This window comes from Desulfosporosinus sp. SYSU MS00001 (assembly GCF_049943955.1).
GTDB lineage: Bacteria > Bacillota > Desulfitobacteriia > Desulfitobacteriales > Desulfitobacteriaceae > Desulfosporosinus.
On sequence record NZ_JBNFTW010000005.1, the window covers coordinates 170,693 to 188,245 of the forward strand.

The 17,553-nt window shown below is 37.8% G+C and carries 12 protein-coding genes; all 12 read right to left on the reverse strand.

Annotated features, from left to right (window positions below):
* Positions 1-184: 184 nt before the first annotated feature.
* The gene (locus ACPUYX_RS11155; protein WP_426379735.1) at positions 185-2,422 is read right to left on the reverse strand and encodes a Z1 domain-containing protein; all 2,238 of its coding nucleotides are present in this window, start codon (positions 2,420-2,422) and stop codon (positions 185-187) included.
* A 71-nt stretch (positions 2,423-2,493) separates the two neighbouring features.
* Complete coding sequence (gene kapD / locus ACPUYX_RS11160; protein ID WP_426379736.1) at positions 2,494-3,114, reverse strand: 3'-5' exonuclease KapD; 621 nt, start codon at positions 3,112-3,114, stop codon at positions 2,494-2,496.
* Positions 3,115-3,201: 87 nt separating this feature from the next.
* Positions 3,202-3,567: a gamma-glutamylcyclotransferase family protein gene (locus tag ACPUYX_RS11165; RefSeq protein ID WP_426379737.1), complete on the reverse strand. Its 366-nt coding sequence runs from the start codon at positions 3,565-3,567 to the stop codon at positions 3,202-3,204.
* Between the two features lie 52 nt (positions 3,568-3,619).
* Positions 3,620-4,375 (reverse strand): gamma-glutamylcyclotransferase family protein, encoded by a 756-nt coding sequence (locus ACPUYX_RS11170; RefSeq protein WP_426379738.1) that lies wholly within the window; start codon positions 4,373-4,375, stop codon positions 3,620-3,622.
* A gap of 119 nt (positions 4,376-4,494) precedes the next feature.
* Entirely contained in the window at positions 4,495-4,905 is a 411-nt protein-coding gene (locus ACPUYX_RS11175; protein ID WP_426379739.1) for a hypothetical protein, read from the reverse strand.
* A gap of 137 nt (positions 4,906-5,042) precedes the next feature.
* Positions 5,043-5,558, reverse strand: a complete 516-nt coding sequence (locus ACPUYX_RS11180; protein WP_426379740.1) for a hypothetical protein — start codon at positions 5,556-5,558, stop codon at positions 5,043-5,045.
* Between the two features lie 131 nt (positions 5,559-5,689).
* Positions 5,690-9,265 (reverse strand): AAA domain-containing protein, encoded by a 3,576-nt coding sequence (locus ACPUYX_RS11185; protein ID WP_426379741.1) that lies wholly within the window; start codon positions 9,263-9,265, stop codon positions 5,690-5,692.
* 4 nt (positions 9,266-9,269) lie between these two features.
* Positions 9,270-9,863, reverse strand: a complete 594-nt coding sequence (locus ACPUYX_RS11190) for a hypothetical protein (RefSeq protein WP_426379742.1) — start codon at positions 9,861-9,863, stop codon at positions 9,270-9,272.
* Positions 9,864-9,876: 13 nt separating this feature from the next.
* Complete coding sequence (locus ACPUYX_RS11195; RefSeq protein WP_426379743.1) at positions 9,877-10,449, reverse strand: hypothetical protein; 573 nt, start codon at positions 10,447-10,449, stop codon at positions 9,877-9,879.
* Positions 10,427-11,497, reverse strand: coding sequence for a hypothetical protein (locus ACPUYX_RS11200; RefSeq protein WP_426379744.1), 1,071 nt, complete (start codon positions 11,495-11,497; stop codon positions 10,427-10,429). The genes ACPUYX_RS11195 and ACPUYX_RS11200 overlap by 23 nt, the downstream gene beginning before the upstream one ends.
* A 623-nt stretch (positions 11,498-12,120) precedes the next feature.
* Positions 12,121-16,941 (reverse strand): DEAD/DEAH box helicase, encoded by a 4,821-nt coding sequence (locus ACPUYX_RS11205; RefSeq protein WP_426379745.1) that lies wholly within the window; start codon positions 16,939-16,941, stop codon positions 12,121-12,123.
* A 28-nt stretch (positions 16,942-16,969) separates the two neighbouring features.
* Entirely contained in the window at positions 16,970-17,437 is a 468-nt protein-coding gene (locus ACPUYX_RS11210; protein WP_426379746.1) for a hypothetical protein, read from the reverse strand.
* Between the last annotated feature and the right edge of the window lie 116 nt (positions 17,438-17,553).

Below are 17,553 nucleotides of genomic sequence, written 5' to 3' on the forward strand. Positions count from 1 at the left end.
CTCAATTTAATATGATGTTACCAGAACGCAACTGAAGTTAAATTGGCCATTGCTACATATAAAAACACTTTAATGTATAATTCTCTATTATTTACCACGTTCCTCCATGTAAAATATTAATTTCAACTTGTTTACAGTTGTTAATCATCCCATATTGGAGCAAATTAATGACTCTAAATAATAGTTAGTAACTTTTCTTTCTAAGGTTTCCATCTAACTCTGGCATGGCAAAAACTGTTCTTTTCACATTCTGTGGAGATAATATAACAGGCCACCAAAATTCGCTTTCATTCCACCCATCTGCTGTACCGTCTTGATGAAGTAACATTATTGCAGGACTTTCTATTGCTACTCTTCTTGCAACTGACAGCTCGTCTTGTGGGGTATCGGGTGCATCCTGGTAAGTTGTCATATGGTTTTTGTATTTACTCACTTTACGGTTTCTACGGACGATTAGAAATATTTTGTTTTGGTCACGAACAAGGTAGCGTAAAGTTGTCAAAAATCTTTCTACTGATACAAATCTTGCTGATTCTTCATCTTGTTTAATTGCAGTATATAAATTAATTATAATAGGTTCTAAATCGTTTAATGAAACCGGAACTGCATCCTTTTGATTAGCATTAATTAACTTAGAAACTGCCTTATTAACCTCGTTTGATATTTTGATTGCGTTTGTTTTTGAAACTGGCGTAAAACCGATAGGTAAAAGCCTACTATTAGGCTTCAAAAGTACAATATTTGATAGCCGAACTTTATCAGGTGCGCAAGGAACAATTTCGTCCTTTATCTTTTGACCATGTTCATTTATTTTGTAGGATACATATTTTTGAATAAAATAAATACCCTCACTAAATTTTCCGCTTTCGATATCTTCACGTAAAGCCATATCAATTTCGGTAATTCTAGTCATATTCTCATAAATCCGCTGAGTTGTGTAAAAACGGGTAACTGAAAGCAAATCAGTCTTACGATAGCCGAACATCCGAGAGTGCTGCATCACAGTGTCCTGCTGCATTGTTTTTGGATTGCGACCGTAATAGAAACCAATCATTTTAGGTATTGTTACCCCACGATCTAAAACTTGACCGCCAACAAAAATCGAGAAAGGGGAGCGAAGTCTTAACTCTCCATTATCTTCATCAAGAATTGCATCCATGTCCTTATCACTATTCACAATGGTTATACTTATATAATCCTTATCAACTGCGTTATAAAAGGCCTTCTCTGTTTCTTCAAACGTAGGCATGGTAAAGTCGTACGCAATAACTGATTTTTTGATATCTTGATAAGCTTCTTTAAGCATTTCATTAATAATTGGCGAAGTGTTATTGTTACGTTCCTTAATTTGCTTGAAGAACTCATGCGCTATACTTTCAAGTTTGATATGAGATGATTTTTGAGTAGCAGTATGAATTACGTAGGAGTAGTGAGAATTTTTATTACTTTTTCTGAGCACACATCCACCAATTATAAAATTCATTAAGCCCTTTTTAAAAGTCACCAACTTATCTCTAGATGTGATAATTTCTTCTTCTTTAAAGCTTCTCCGGTCATCAATTTTTGATTTCTTTCCTTTTCTTTTTTGATCTGAAACTAGCTCATTCTCTTTTTCAGATACAGGCTCGAATATATATTGGGCAGGATGACCATCTTCTTTAGCATTAAGGAAATAATATTCTCCTCCAATGTATCCTGATCCAGATGGTACCAACACAGTTCTTTTTGGTTTAATAGGAGCTATAGTATTTTCATTAAAATTGGGTTGTAAATATAAGGCGTAAGGAGTTGCTGTTACTTGAACAAACACGCAGCCATCAAGACTTCCACGAATCTCATTAACTTTTGAAGCCACTGTTCTCAAATCAAATTCGTCATCACTGTCTTTAACTTTTGAAAATCCAATACCAGTTGTGTCCGCTTCATCATCAATAATCAAACAATTCTTACGTTGATAGATTGTATAATTGCTAATAAAATCACTTATACGATCTAAATTTCTTTTTTCTTTTTTGGCTACAATGACAATTTTCTTATCCAGTTCGTAATCCGTGAGACCTTCCAAAACCTTCATAATATCGAAAACTTCAATTTGATTTTCTCTAATAAAATCTTTAAATTCTCGTCTCATGCGCTTATATGTTTGTTGCACCAGTGCCTTACTATTTTTAGTGAGTATAAAAACCATGTCAAATCGATTGTCAAAAGCTAGTGCCATAAGACCAGTGAATGCTCTTGTTTTTCCGCTTTGAATTTTTCCTAACATCATAATTGGATGATTTTCTTTATCTGCAATACCTTCTGCACTCTGAGTAAAAGTCATGTCTATGCAGTATTGACAGGCTTCTTCGATGCATTTTTGTAATTCAGGTTGGTATTCATTCTCGATTAATTTTGTTCGATAATATATCCCTTTCTCCATAGTTCCAGCTCCTTAATCTTACTTTGTCAGCTCCGCTTGTCTTAAGACAACTGATGAATTATAAATGTCATTTAAACAGCTACTGGAATATTAAAGGCTAACTTCGATGGATTAATTGAATTATGATTTTCTGCTATCGCCTCTTCAATTTTCCATCCATCCGAGATCATTTTTTTCATAACTAAAGCGGCATTGATGGCATCATCCATTGCTGAATGTTGGATACCGGACATTTCTATTTCACTGGATTCTATCGCTCTTTTTAAAGAGGCGTGGTTTTTTAAATTTTGATGGTTACGGTAGGATAAGGCTAAGTCTACATAGTTCTCGTATGTAAAGGGATAACTTAGCCCATATTTTTCGCATACCCTTGACAAAACTTTACGATCTTCATTGCCCCATGCAACTAATGTAATATTCTCCGATTTGGCCATATTCTGAAGTTTATATAAGGCGTTCTCTAGCGGTATACCATCTTCGATATCCTTCTGCCGAATACCGGTAATACCGAAGCACTCATCGGTAATACGGGGCCACAATCGCGGTTTTGTAAAGGCACTATATGGCAACCCCATCGGATTTCCTTTATGATCCACAACAATTGCTCCAACTTCTATAATCTCTGGAAACCAAACCCTAGGATTTCCATATGCCCACATCGTGAATTCAAAATCAACGACTAAATAATTCATTGGTAAATCTCCTTTCATTTTCATTTATAGAATAAGTATAAATGATTGAACAGACAAAACTTTGGATTAATAAAACATTTGATAACATTAATTCCATGGTTGATTCAGATAGGAGACCATGTTTTCTTCCTGAACTTCTTTTTGAAACTCGTATACGAATGCCTCTAAGGTTGAACCATCAATCATCTTAACTTTTTCATATCTTCGTAGATATAATTCACCGTTATCTTCAAGAAAGTCAATTCGCCTTAAGGTATTATCATCAATTCTGTAGACTTCCCCCCGAACTTTATCGTCGCTTTTCCCACTTTTAATGGCACCTGGAAACCAGCCTATGTTATATAAATTATAGCCTTCTAAAATGGCACTCCCCAGAAATTGTTGATCCTTAAGAAATCGGGGATGATTAACTCGGCCAGACAAAAGAGTACCGTATACAAAAATATTGTTCATATTTTCAGCCACTCCTTTATTATCTTTTAGCGATTAAAAGCTGACAACCATCTTAACTATTTAATAGTTCCTTTTTAGATTGAAATTCATGGTTCAACTTTTTTAATAATTCCCGTGGAATCAGGTGCCCAAGGTCTAATTCATTCCTAAAGGCCATCTCGGTGAGTTTTACCATGATGCGAAACATCTCAGGACTTATCTGCATGTTCTCCGCTAGTTGGTTGTCATTTCCGAGAAACAAGGTCATGTCTCTTGTTAATGAATAAAACTCTGGATTGGACTGGATAAATGCCGTGTTCTCATCACTGTAATGATATAGTTGGCCTCTGTAACAATCCTTTAAATATGAACGGAAGTTTGTTCGATATGGTTCCGGCAGTTGTTCGCTGCCTCTGAGCAATTCATGGAAATAGGATGAAGATACCGGTAACTGTACCTGGCAAACGCGGTTTGACTTAGCGACATAAACAAGTACATTTGTGTACTCTTTGCCATCAAGATAAACTGTTACAGATTTCTTCGTGTAGTGGCTTGGATAACCTTCACGTCGATCCAAATAGATTTCAGCCCTGTTGCTGATTTCAAACAAATAACCATATACCACGCTGCTGCTCTTCTTCCGAATGTTGGCGTAAGCATGCATTTGATCGGAGGCGATTTTGTTAAGTCGAAATTCATAGTCATTCAGTTGGGCTATCCCTTGAAAAGAAAAATCATCAGCATATCCGTCCGTTGTCACTCTCCCCTCGTAATCCATACAAGAACCATAAGCGAAATACAATTTCTTCGAGCTTTTACGCTTTGCCATAATAAAAATCCCCCTTTAATTTTTAGAATGTTTTCCGGATGTCTCCGTCGTTAATACAATTCTAAAAGATTGTTCAGGAGGATTCATTGTAGCTCAGCTACAATTTTTTCGTATTTATTCTAATAGAAGTGTTCGGGAGGATCACATCTCAGAACCTTACTAATTTCAATGAGTTGACTTTCACCATCACACAGCACTGTAACAGTGTCATTATCATGGTTTAACCCTTTAATTTTACATTTTGTCAGTTTTTTTGTGTTTCCTTCTGAATCAACATATTCGATACAACACTCCTTCGAGTTCTTAAGAAAATCGAGAACATTTCCACCTCTTTCTGGATAGGAACACTCCATTTCTGAATAAAACAGATCTTTAGAGGAAGCTTCCTCTAGTTGCTCAAACCAATCCTTATTAAGTGAAAGACTATCCGATACCTCAATGATCCTTCTTCTACCATAGTCGGACAATTGCCTCCAAATGTTGGCCGCTAGCCGAACGGCATATTGATGATAGACATCGCTCTTGGCCATTTCTTCAAGTCCCCGGAGGATAACAACAACCTGGGTTAAATTAGGTGTTAAAAATAACGGATGAACTGATGAACTTAATTCTATAACCTTTTTCTTTCGGGTAATTCCATTGATTTTTACCCGTTGACCTAAAATGCTTATTCCTCCTCTAAGCTTTTTGAGGTCTTTTTCGATGGTTGTATTGTTGTAACATAGTGTCTCGAAGTCTCGAAGAAATACTCTACTCCCCTTCCCCGTTCATGCAATTCTTTCACGATGTGCATCTGCCGGTCAAAATCGGATGGGAAGTCTAGTTGAAATTTAATGTCGGCCTTGAACCCGTATTTTTTTTCAAGGAAGCCTAGAAAACTCTTAAAGACTTTTATTGCGAACGTTTTGTCCTTTGGGTAAGCCTTAATACTAGCGTTTATAGCAGCATCCATTTTATCAGGGTCATCTTTTGATAAATCGAACTGACCATATTCAACGTCTTTTTGTTCGAGTAAGGCATATGAACGAGCCTCTTTTTTAGTAGGGCTCGTTTTTTTGTCCTCTTCTGATTTCTTTTTATCCTTATCTAAAATAAATAAGTTTTTAACCGCTGTTTCTTTGCCCAATATTTTTGATTCTTTACTTCTTAGAAAAGATTTTACTGCCTCTGATAAAATTGCCAAAGGTCAAGCACCCTCTCGACTGATAAAATTTTTAAGTAAAACCAAATTATTCAATGCTGTAAATTGCTCCGATATCGGAAGATTTAAAGGCCTCTTCGGTATGAGGGAGAAATACATCTGCTAAACACCGTTTAATTTTGTGATGCAATTTTCACTTTTACCTCAGATAAGCCAAGTTCTTTGGCGACAACAAATCTTAGGTACTTATCAACCAAGACATATTTATCCCCTTCAGGACAAACAACAACTACTTTATCTAATTCCCCATGGTTATAAAAATACTCCTTCACACTTTCAATTTTTACTCTTTTTGGTGGTGTCTGCAGGAATTCCTCTCTTATTATTATAGAGTCAATAGGAATTACATCGAAAAGGTCTTCGGTTTTTTCAAAAGCAGTAGTCGCGATTATTTTAGGGTTTATTATTTGCCCGTAAACTTTTATATAGTCTGCTATTTGCGATAAAACATTATATTTGTCTTTAAATTTATAAAAATATTTTTGTGAGCCAATGATAATTAATTCGTTTTTTGCTCTGGATAATGCAACATTAATCCTCCTGTAATCAGAAAAGTATTTAGTAGGTTTAACCGATCTTGTTGTGCAATAAATTACAATTTCGGCCTCGTCACCTTGAAATGCATCTACGGTATTAACATCCACATTAGTACTCGATAAGTCTATTCCATTATTAAGCATTGCTCTGATTATGATACGCTTTTGCCCTTTATATGGAGTTATAACAGCGATTCTTGCCCTATCGGCACTAACACGTTTTCTGATGTCCGATATAAGTACACAAACAAATTCAGCCTCCCTTGCATTAATTACTGAAACCGAATTCTTAATATCTTCCTTATATTCTTTATCATTTGACATATCAATTAAGTTTAAGTTAGATTCAAAGTAGAACGACTTTTTACTTTCTGTTATACTTCCATTGATGATTTCACTTTTATAAAACAGTTTACTAACCAAACTTCCAATAACCGCAGGCATTCTATACTGGGTAGAAAGCATACATTTGTTTGTCTCAGGAGCATTTTCAAACATTCTATAAAAAAAGCTTTCATTAAAAAGTTGATCCTCATAGACATCACGATCATCTATTTCTATTTTACTCTCATCAAAAAGTGCCGTATTTACAGTAGGTGGTAATTGTTTATGGTCTCCTATTAAAACTACTTTTTTTGCTTTTACATATGGGATAAGTATTTCAGCCGGTAATGCTTTTCCCGCTTCATCAATAATTACTAAATCAAAGTTCATCCTGTCAAGCCCAATTCTTTTTTTCGCCAAGCCAACACAGGTTGTCCCAACAATCCTATGACCTTTCATTATAAGTTCACCTATATCCGGGTTATAACCATTTTCGGAATCAACAATTTTCAACCATCGATTCAACATAGTTTTATCGCAATTTTCTTGCTTCTTACGCATTATTTTATTTATATAGCTCTGATATTTACTTTCAAAACTTATATGTTTAATATCCTCGTCAATTTTATCTGCTAGTCCGCAACGAACAAGTTTTTCGGGAATTTTACCTACGAATCCTTTTAAAACATTATCTACAGCTACATTTGCTTGTGATACAACCAATATGTTGCAGAATTCATTTTGGGCTATATATTGCATTATTATTTCTCTTATTACAGTAGTTTTCCCCGTCCCCGGTGGTCCCTGAATCATGAAAATATTTTTTTCCGAAAGCACCTTTTCTACAGCAGCCTTTTGAGATACGTCTTCAGGCAGCTTTTCATTAAAGAAATTTTCAATTTCAAAAGGTTGAATTTCTTCTACTATGTTTTTGCTATCTAGGGCACAGATTTGCAAGTACTGATTTGCCAACTTTCCAACTCTAAATGAATGTAGAGCTGCACTTTGCTGATATTCAGCATAGCAAAAATTTTTATTGAATATACGTATACTTGATTGAGGGTTTTGGAAAAACTCATCTACGCCTTTTCCGTACACGCGCATTGATTCACAATCAGGATTAATTTCTACAAATGCATACTCCCCGAGGCTAATTTCAATAAAAAACTGAACACTGCTCGGCTTAAAAGCTTGCGTATATACCTTATCAATATAATCTGATATTAACTCTGGATCACTAAAATAAACCCTGTAAGCAATATCATCAATTTTTCGATCGTAATAATCTTCTCTTTCAACACTTTCTATATCAACTTCTATACTTCTTCCTTTATACAGGTATGTAATTAGTTTGTCAGTTATTTCTGACCATTTATTAAAATATTGCATGCCACTTTGACTTATTTTTGTTTGATGCTGTAATTTGAATTCACTGAAAACCATTATTGATAGATTACTCATATTTTCATATGTTTTACTATCTAGTTCATGCATGTCTGTATCAAGTACAACATTTAATGTGCAATCGATTGCAATAAAAATATCATCCGGCTTCACCGAGTAGCTTAAATCTAGGATGCTTTCATAAGTAAAAAATGCTCTATTAATTTCTGTTTCTACATTTGCTAAAAAGACAAGCTCAGTTCCCAACTGAAACTTAACCTTTCTTATATTTGGAATTTCTGTTTCATCAAAAGGTGCGATTTTCCACTCACTTTCGTTTTCAAGCAAACCATTTTTATTTAAATACTCTTCAAATTCGCTCCACTTGCTCTCTACAAATACTACGGGAATATCCTCAAAGTTATAATTCATAAGACTATCAGCAGGCCGTTCGCTAACTTCAACTAATTTACCAGTCAATGAAAAGTCCCATTTTGTAGGGAACACACGCAGATAGGCACCAATTGGGGGAGTACGTTTAGGGTTTTCTAGATTTCTTTTTGGCAACATCAAAGGTAAAGCATTACTATAATCTAGCTCTATTTCTCCTCTGTCAGAGTATTTAATAACTTCTGCTTTAATACCAATCCTCGGGTTATTTATTACCGTATTCTTAAATTCACCTTTTTTTGCTGATACTTCAATCTCATAAGTAGTAGGATTAAAATTACCACCCATCAGCGGGATTAGTGCGTTATCATTGCACTCTTTTATAAAATCAAATTCTGTAAAGTTATACTTTATATCACCGATACTGTCGATTGAAACTTTACCATTTGCTTGTATATCTGATTTTTTCCAAAAAACAAGCTTCCCTCTATATATAAACTCTGCTGGTAATATAAATTCAAAAGGCTTCGGAGGATCTACTTCTGGAGAAACGAAAAACTTAAGATTCTTCTCATATTTTTTCAAGTAAATAATATACGCTCTTAGTTTTTCCTTTGCTTCTTGCAACTCACGAATCAACTGTTCTAAAGCATTTATCCTAAGCATGGTGCTTTGTGCAGTTTTCGATTTAAAAACTAGTTTCAATGTACTATTAATCTCTTCTAATAACTTGCTTTTTTCTTCTATCCTCTCGTTTACACTGACCCTGAAATAATCTAAAAGTTCCTGCCGCTTATGAATTAGCACCTGATAGTGCGCATTATATAACCTTTCAGCCTCATCATCATAGTGGTTGTTCAGTTGTTCAATCCTGCGGGCTTTATACTCGTTTGTTTTATCAATATCTTCATATCTTGACCTTTCATATCGTTCATATTCATAATTCATTTCTCTTTGTTTTTCTCGTTCTGATTCTGACAATTCGTCACAAATGAATCCAATAATCCCCGCACCAATAGTAACTCCAGCTGCAATGGCAAAAATTGCTCCTAACATAACTTTACTCCTCTTCGTATGTAGTCAATAATCCTCCTATATTTGCTTGCGCAATAGTTGCCGTTAATCCTTGTATTGTACCATTCATAGTGTTTAATAGGTCAATGTTAACCACATATGAATTATTTCCACCAAAAATGATTACATCATTTTTATAAAATCGGTATTGTTCCAGGGCAACATCTACAATCTTCTCAATAATTGATAAACCCTTCATTCGAAATTCGTGTTGTTGTTTGCTTTGTTCCATTTCAAGTTCTATCCTCTTAATATTTTCACTTGATTCTGTTTCTATTTTCTTAATTGCTTTTTCTATTTCCTTTAAATCCACTTCATATTGTTTAAGAATCCTTGCCGTCTCATTTTCTCTTTGACTTATTTTATCATTGATTTCCGCCTTGATCTTAACACCTTCTAATTTTAGTTCTTCCGTTTTTCTTCTTTCATCTCCGATAGTTTTAATTATGTTCGTTACACTATTTACAGCATCTATACCTGCCCCTACAATTCCTAATACATCTACATCTTTTTCTGGGGTCTTGCCCTTCGGTGTTCTTTTCTTTGAAGAGGTTGTAGGTTTTCTTATTGATTTAGCCATGTCGTTCTCTCCTTTAGCAACATAATTTAATCATTTTAGAGTACTGAGCTGTAGATAATCGTATTTGTTCTTCTAAACTTGCAATATGAAACTTATTTCTATTATGATCCTTATTCAAGATTTCAAGAGTATCTGCAGATATAGTTAATGTATCTTTGATCATTAGTCTAACATTGTCAACAATTTGATTTCGTTTCCGCTCAAACTCTATACTTTGGATTAATTGATTCTTCTGGCTTTCTATATTTAAACAAATAGCCTCATATTCTTTCGACAATTCTAATTTTAACTTTTGAAGCCCACTTAGCAGTAGTTGATTTTTATTCTGAATCTCAAGTTCTGCAGCCCTTCGGTGCTGTTCTACCGTCAGATCTAACAGAGCTTTACTTTCATAAATTTGATGTCGTAGAATACTTGTTCTTTTACATTCGCTTGAATATGAAATAATGCTTGATGTCATATCAATTAATGCTATTCCAGCATCTATACAAGCACAAACAACATTTCCAGAGTTTATATTCATCGTACATCGCATAACATCAGTTGATAACTTGCCAATGAACTTAAAAGCAGCTGCACTCTTCATCTGCATTCTCCTTCTTTTCGATAAACAAGTTAAACGGAGCCAACTGGAAAACAGTTGTTGTTTCTATCGTTGGTTCAGAAATAATATAGTGATTATTATCAACTTCCAATTGTTCACGAACAATTTCCTCACTAATGTCGTATTGATATTCGGGAAGCTGAATTATTGTCTTTCGTTGTTTAATATAATTATTTGTTACCGAAGTAACTATTTCACCCTTGAACGCGTCAACAAATATTACTGTATTACCCTTGTTTATTTTCTTTTCCTCATCCTCCATAAGAATCAAATTGTGTGATTTATAAGACAAAAGCTCTTCATCAAATTTTTCTAGCATAGCTAATGTTGACAGAACATTTCTGTAGTTTTCTAACCTTTCATCTTTCATACTGTAACTGAATTTTTTTATTGGTCTTTTAAATAATAAAGTGGGTCCAATTATAGTTTCATTACTATAATCGAAGTCTGCGCTTGGCACCTGGTTTAATTCATAAATAATGTATTTTGTCTCTTTGTCACTTTCAATTTCTATATAAATTGACTCTTTATGTGTCTCGCTTAAATCTTGAAAAAGTTCACTGTAATTCTCAAATAAGAATTCTCTTGAATTTGCATAGTTTTTATTGAAAAAGAATTTTCTCGATACTATCTCTGGCAATTTTTGTATCTCCTCGTTGAGCGAATTTTTATCATAATTATGTTCATTGAATTTCTGAACTTCACCCGTAAAGCAATTAATATGAACCAATATATCTAGAGAATTTACATTTTCTAAAGTATCAATTAACCTTAAATAAGTAACTCCATTTTCACTTAACGAATATGTATTGTTGTTTTCTATAACAAATCCAATTTTGCATAGATAAATAACCTCTTCAAGAACAACATATTCTCCCAGTTCAATAACCCGGTCTATTTCACTCAAATTATAACCATTTCCAATTGCCCACAAAATAAATTTTGTAAACTGCCCGACATCATCAAGCGTTGCACAATTTATATTTATTTTTGCCTTTAAAACAGGACAAAACAATTTAAGTTCTTCCATTTCGTTGGTACCTCACTTCGATTACTGTAACCTATAAAAGTGCTGATACGTATAAATCTCACTAAAATCAATATCATTAAATTTTACAATTTATTTTACGTGTTGTAATTGGTAAACATTTTTCGGCAGCATCTCCTTCCAACATCTAAATTATACCATATCATATGGACATATTTGGGTTATTCACTATCTGCTCAGGAAAAAGATAACAAAAAGCAGACTGCCAATTAGAGGAGTTTTTCTCCTCCATTGGCAGCTTTAATATACTATAGTTGTATAGCCAATTTCACACCCAACACATATCGTATATTCAATGGTGTGTTTATTAAAATAAGTGTTTCGGATTATCCCTTTTTTGACCAGCAATTTAGCTTCTGTCATGATTCTCAGCCCTTTGTTCTTAACCCCGAGTCTAAAGGAGCACCCATTTTCCTTGTTATTTTATTGAATATATAAAAATGATGCTCAAAACCTGAGCCATTACCAAACTTACCACGGACTGGTTCACCTTTCCAAAGAGTCCGTAAGGCGTTTATACTGATGTAGACACGCCCTTATGGACGAAACCCTAAAAGCCAGTTAAACGCCTGATTCTGATTACGCTCACGGGCTTTTTATATATTTTATTCGTGAATCTGTACGTCTACGGCGTTATCCTCGCTGCGGACTTCATACCGCTTTTCTGGCTTTCCGTACACATTCACTAGCTGATGACTTGTGGAGAACGAATTGTCCTCAAGGTAGGTTTTGCTTCCGAACATTATTTCTTCGATAAATGGCGATAGTTGTTCGCTCCACATCGGCTGTTCTTTACACAGCCTCTCGACTTTTTTGATAAGCGTAAGGTTATCGACATTTTCAGTTTCATCGTCAGGCATAAGAATAATCAGATAATCCCTCGCTCGACTTATTGATACATTGACGATGTTCAGCTTATTTAGGAACATATCTTTGTGCGTGGAAATTTTCGGTGGTGGATTGAAAAGAGCAATAATGATGTCGCATTCGTCGCCTTGGAAGCCGTGGATTGTGCCGACTTGAACATCGATATTTTGGGGCAGAACAGACGAAGTCATCAGCTTGTCAATCAAGTCAGCCTGAGCGCGGTACGGTGCAATTAGCCCGATACGGAATTCCTCATCGCCTTTGACCAGTTCAATGATCGAAGATAGATAGTTTACAAACTCAAAGGCAAACAGAGCAGAATACACCTGATACGGAGTCTTGCCCTGTAACCGTTTCGGTCGGTAAATGCTCTCGAACTTACTAACAGGGAACTTGATAAGGTTCACGGGTTTGAGGTCGATAAAGTCCTCAATTGGAAGCGGTCGCTGGCTTCCGGCGGCTCGGTAGTGTTTCAAAACGCCACCGTAAGCAAACCGACTGAACACTTCACCAATTTCGGAAATGCTCCTATATTGGGTAGTCAGAAGTTCGACATGGTAATCGTGCGGCACAGTCGTAGGCTTGGTAAACGACTTTAGTTCTACCATCGTGTAAATATTTTCGTTTTTCCAAGTGTCAACTGTCGTAATCGGCTCAATTTGGAACGGGTCACCAGCGATAATGAACTTCTCAGGTGTTTTTTTATAGAGCGGATAGACTATGTTGGCGAGCGGTATCATGGAGGCTTCGTCGATGATAATGTAATCCCACTTCAAGGCATTCAAATGAAGTCGTGTACCGTCGTCCGGCAGAAAATAATCATAGGGGAAACGGGCAATAGTTGTGACTGTCACATTTCTTGGAAAAGTGCGAATGTCAAATGTCTTATCGCGGAAAACGCCGCTCTGCTCTATGGTGTTATCGTTCGTTGCTCCAAAGCGCACAAGCCAATTCAGATAACTTTGGTTTGAACCCATGCTCTCCATAAGTCTGCGCACAAGAACATCCGCTGACTTGTTGGTGGGTGTTAAAACAAGAACCTTTAAGTCCTGGGCCGAACGCATCATCGGCAGAAGAATATCCCTGGAGACGTGGGTCGTTTTGCCCGTGCCGGGGGGACCAAAAACAAACTCAATGTTCTCGCAGAGATTTCTTTTCATATCGAAATCGTCATCGAATCCGTTCTCTTCGCCAAGTCTGATAAACGCTTGACGCAATTCCTCAATTAGGAACACAGGATTACGGGCTTCGATTCGGGCCTCGGTGACTTGCGTAAGGTCAATGCCGTCAATCTGAACATTAGTGCGGAGTTTCGCTCGAAGCGTATAAGACTTCACATTTACGACTTCCACAGCCACTTTGACCATTGGTTGCCCCGCAAAGTGCAACTCAAGCGGAATATCGGCAAGGTCTTCCATCGACTGCGGAATGTAGCGGCTTGGGTGCTTCAAAATCAGGGTTCTGGATGTGCCTACCTCACGCTCAACCTTAGCAAACGATATTGATATTTGACGGCTGTTTGCGTTATTCTCTCCACTGTTCATGGATTCAAGCTCAAGCAATGCTTTGAACCAGCCGAAGAAATAAGTGCCCGCCTCTTGCGCCTGCTGCTTCAAGTCCTCAAGCCGTGCAATTTCCTGTATCTCGCGTTCTGCCTGTTCTTTTACTTTCTCAATTTTCTTGCTGATGTCTACGGTCGGCTTCGAATAATCGTCCTCGTCAGAGGGTGCATCGTCAGTAGCATCGTCTTTTTCTAATGGGCGTTCTTTCGGTGCAGATGTTGCCCGTTTGGTGAGTTCTTTACCGACGCGTTTGATTGATGGACGACTTATAACAGGGGTTTCTTCATCCCCGCTATCTTCGTAATCAGGCGAGTCATCATCGTCGGGTTCCATATCCTCGGTGTCCTCTTCAGCTTTTTTCCGCTTGGCGTACTCTAACAAGGCCTTCCGTTGCTCTTCCTCTGACAGTCCTAACTGTTCGCCGAAAGAGGTAATGTCTACATCCTCGTCAGGTGATTCATCGACTTCTTCTTTGATGCCTAAAATCCGGAATAGTTCGAGAGACTCATCGCCCGACACATCATATTGCGGGCTTAAGGTTTGTACGGTCAGTTCGCTTGCTGATACGAATTCTTCGTTGCTATTGAGGAGCCACGGCTGGGTGCGGAGGCGTTTAGCTTCGTTTGACTCAAATGATTCAGTTTGTTGTGAGCGGTAGAAATACTCGTACTTCCCGAACAAAACACTATCCCGTGACCACGAATAGCGGTCTTTGAAAACGCCGTATTCGACAAATCTAAGTAGCTGGCTCCATATTGTCACAGATAATTTGGCGTCTTGCTCTGCGACAATCCACTCGATATTTTCTTGACACCCATCGATATACCGCTCAGACCATTTCCGAGTATTCATATTGTAATATGCGGGTTGAGACCAATCGCATCGTGGCTTAATAGCACAAGCCTCTTCTTCCGAAAGAGTACGCTGTAATATCCTCGGCGTATCTTTAACACCGAGGTCGGTGAAAAACCTGACGAGTTCCTCTTTTTTATCATTTCCAAGCAATTCAAGATATTCATCAAAGCAAACAAATAGTGTCGCTGGCTTTACGGCGAACCACAAAGGCAAAGGTTCTAACGGCAAGTATAGACTGCTCGGTGCCGCCCGATACTTCTTTTCGTCATCCTTGGATTGGCATAAGACAAATTTCTGACCGCGCAGCAAATCGAGGAATGACTTAACTGTGGTCTGGGGACAAGATAGGTAGTATTGGAAAAATTTTTTAAAGTGCGGTTTAGTAGAGACAGAAGCATCATCTTTGTATTGCGGGAGAATGATATTATAAATCTCGTCTCGCAGGGATGGCTCGCTGACCCCTATTCGCTTAATAAATTCAAGGGTGTTCTCATTTTTCAGCAGGGATTCATTAACGGTGGTGTAGCCACTTCCACCATCTAAGGGCAAAAACAGAATTGCTTGTTCTTTGACATCATAAGCGGCGACGGCTTTTCCAGCCGAATTGAGAAAAATGGGCTTTGTTTTTATACGCTTAGTACGTTCTGCGTTTGCCGAAATGTACTTATACAGTGAGTGTAGCCATTCAATTTTCTGTGATTCAATGAAGACCTTGCTTATCAAATCGATGATGGCGTTATCAGTGACAATATTCTCGACAACCGCCCGTATGTAGTCGAACTTCACGCTTCTACCAGCACTTCGCGGAGTGCTAAGAGAAGCAAATGCCCACCTTGCATTTTCATTTTCGGTTAAGAAAGCTAATTGGTCATTCGAGAACACTTCAGCCAACTGACTATTATCAACGCCGCCCCAATAAGCGTTTGGGGAAGACATGTAGCCATATTCCAAAGTAGGTATGATGGCTTCGGTTTCAAAAGACTCTTTTACTGCTGTGTAGAACGGTTTGAACGATATTGTTTTCTTACTATTAACATCACTGAAACCGCTCTCATCATACGGCACAATATCAAAGATATTGTCATCAATTAGCGGTACGGGTTTCGATTGTCCTATGTCCCTAAGATAAACAAGACTGTCAGCCGCCAACTCCGACAGCAATGAAATCATATCAAGGTTGTGCTGAACACCAGCACGGATTCCCTCCCGGCTATCTGTGAGGAGGAACGGAGCATGAATAATGAAGTTCAACCCCGTAACTTCCTTCGTTGGGAAGAAGCAAAAGGCACTATGCGTTTTGGGGATTAAATGCCCCTCGCCATCAACGAAAAAACCGACACAATATGTATGATCCTTCCCGTCATCACGAGAAAACAACCATAGCAAATTGTCATAGAGTTCTTCTCGGCTTGCCCCGTCGTTTTGAGTAAGTCTGATAAACTCGGCGGTTGTGCCATTGAAATTATGTCGTTCCTCGACGGTCTTCCCATATAATCCAAGTATACCAGAAACCTTGAATTCAATATCCTTTAGATTTGACAGGAACAAGAGCGGGTAATCTAAAGAGCGTAATTTTTCGGAAATGTCAGCATACGCTTCTTCCGCGCTACGCTTATCGTGGTCAAATGGGAAGACAAACAAAGTTTCACCGTCCCGTCTGCCCGGATAGTCCTCTTCGAGACGGATGGGAACAATGAACCGCTCAATTTTAAAAAACACGTTCGGGTCATAAATGTGAGGGGTAGCGGTGTACTGGAACACCGCTTTAAATCCTACGCCGAATTTGCCTATAGTGGCTTCGTCAGTTTTGTTAGAACCACCGACCGCTGTAATCGCGTTTATGTCACCGAGCGTTCCACGTTCAAGGTCTTCTGCCTCCGTAGCAGGGTTAGAAACCGAAAAGCGGCGTATACCATTATGAGCAAACACAAGCCTGTCCCTTAACAACTCAAAGCGGGCCGACGTTGCCTTCGCATCGTTAGCATTTTGGAGCAGTTCATATATGAAGTGTGCCTGGTCGGAGTATTTCTCGACCACGCTATTTTTAACACCTCTCAAGCGAAAGGATTCAAGTGCCTTTGCGGATTCCATCGCATCAGCGGTTAGTGCTTCGAAGTAAATTGCCTGTTGTTTATCCATCATGGTACGACCTCGTTCTGTGTTTAGATTATTACCGCAAATATTTCTCAATAAGAGCCTTTATCGCCACAGAGTCAATGCTACCGTTCATGTCATCGTAAGACACAATCAGGTTTTCGCCTTCTATGATGTCGTGTTTGGCGTATACTGCTTTCTTTTCTTCCCACCGCTGGAGGTAGTGCCTGTCCGACATCATGCCGCAGTGTTCCCAGTAATAGAGCATACCGCTTTCAGCATCGTCGATTGTGAAATCAGGGATTCGTGTGCCGTCCTCGCCGAGGGATAGTTCCTTTTCGTATTCGTAAGGAATTCGGGCTTCGTGGAGCATATTGGCTATAATCACCTCCGACTTGGAGCGAACCAGTTCACCTTTGAGTGTTTTGTGAATCAGTGATGCCTCATAGTAACGCTGCTTGAACTCGATGATTTCAGGCTTCTCAAACAAGCAAGTAAAGCGACGAGCTATGTCCAAGAACGCTTTCGATGTTTGCCCCTGCATTTTCCCGACACTGATAACCGCATATTTCGGTTGAACCTTCGCTAAAACGCAGGTGACGTTGATGTGTCTGATCCATGGTGCCCGACCTTTAGTACATTAGCTTTAAGTAAATAGCC

Bases quoted from the DNA above. Each gene is read 5' to 3' on its own strand.
- ACPUYX_RS11155 (WP_426379735.1), bottom strand. From the start codon at position 2,422: ATGGAGAAAGGGATATATTATCGAACAAAATTAATCGAGAATGAATAC.
- kapD (WP_426379736.1), bottom strand. From the start codon at position 3,114: ATGAATTATTTAGTCGTTGATTTTGAATTCACGATGTGGGCATATGGA.
- ACPUYX_RS11165 (WP_426379737.1), bottom strand. From the start codon at position 3,567: ATGAACAATATTTTTGTATACGGTACTCTTTTGTCTGGCCGAGTTAAT.
- ACPUYX_RS11170 (WP_426379738.1), bottom strand. From the start codon at position 4,375: ATGGCAAAGCGTAAAAGCTCGAAGAAATTGTATTTCGCTTATGGTTCT.
- ACPUYX_RS11175 (WP_426379739.1), bottom strand. From the start codon at position 4,905: ATGGCCAAGAGCGATGTCTATCATCAATATGCCGTTCGGCTAGCGGCC.
- ACPUYX_RS11185 (WP_426379741.1), bottom strand. From the start codon at position 9,265: ATGTTAGGAGCAATTTTTGCCATTGCAGCTGGAGTTACTATTGGTGCG.
- ACPUYX_RS11190 (WP_426379742.1), bottom strand. From the start codon at position 9,863: ATGGCTAAATCAATAAGAAAACCTACAACCTCTTCAAAGAAAAGAACA.
- ACPUYX_RS11195 (WP_426379743.1), bottom strand. From the start codon at position 10,449: ATGAAGAGTGCAGCTGCTTTTAAGTTCATTGGCAAGTTATCAACTGAT.
- ACPUYX_RS11200 (WP_426379744.1), bottom strand. From the start codon at position 11,497: ATGGAAGAACTTAAATTGTTTTGTCCTGTTTTAAAGGCAAAAATAAAT.
- ACPUYX_RS11205 (WP_426379745.1), bottom strand. From the start codon at position 16,941: ATGATGGATAAACAACAGGCAATTTACTTCGAAGCACTAACCGCTGAT.
- ACPUYX_RS11210 (WP_426379746.1), bottom strand. From the start codon at position 17,437: ATGCAGGGGCAAACATCGAAAGCGTTCTTGGACATAGCTCGTCGCTTT.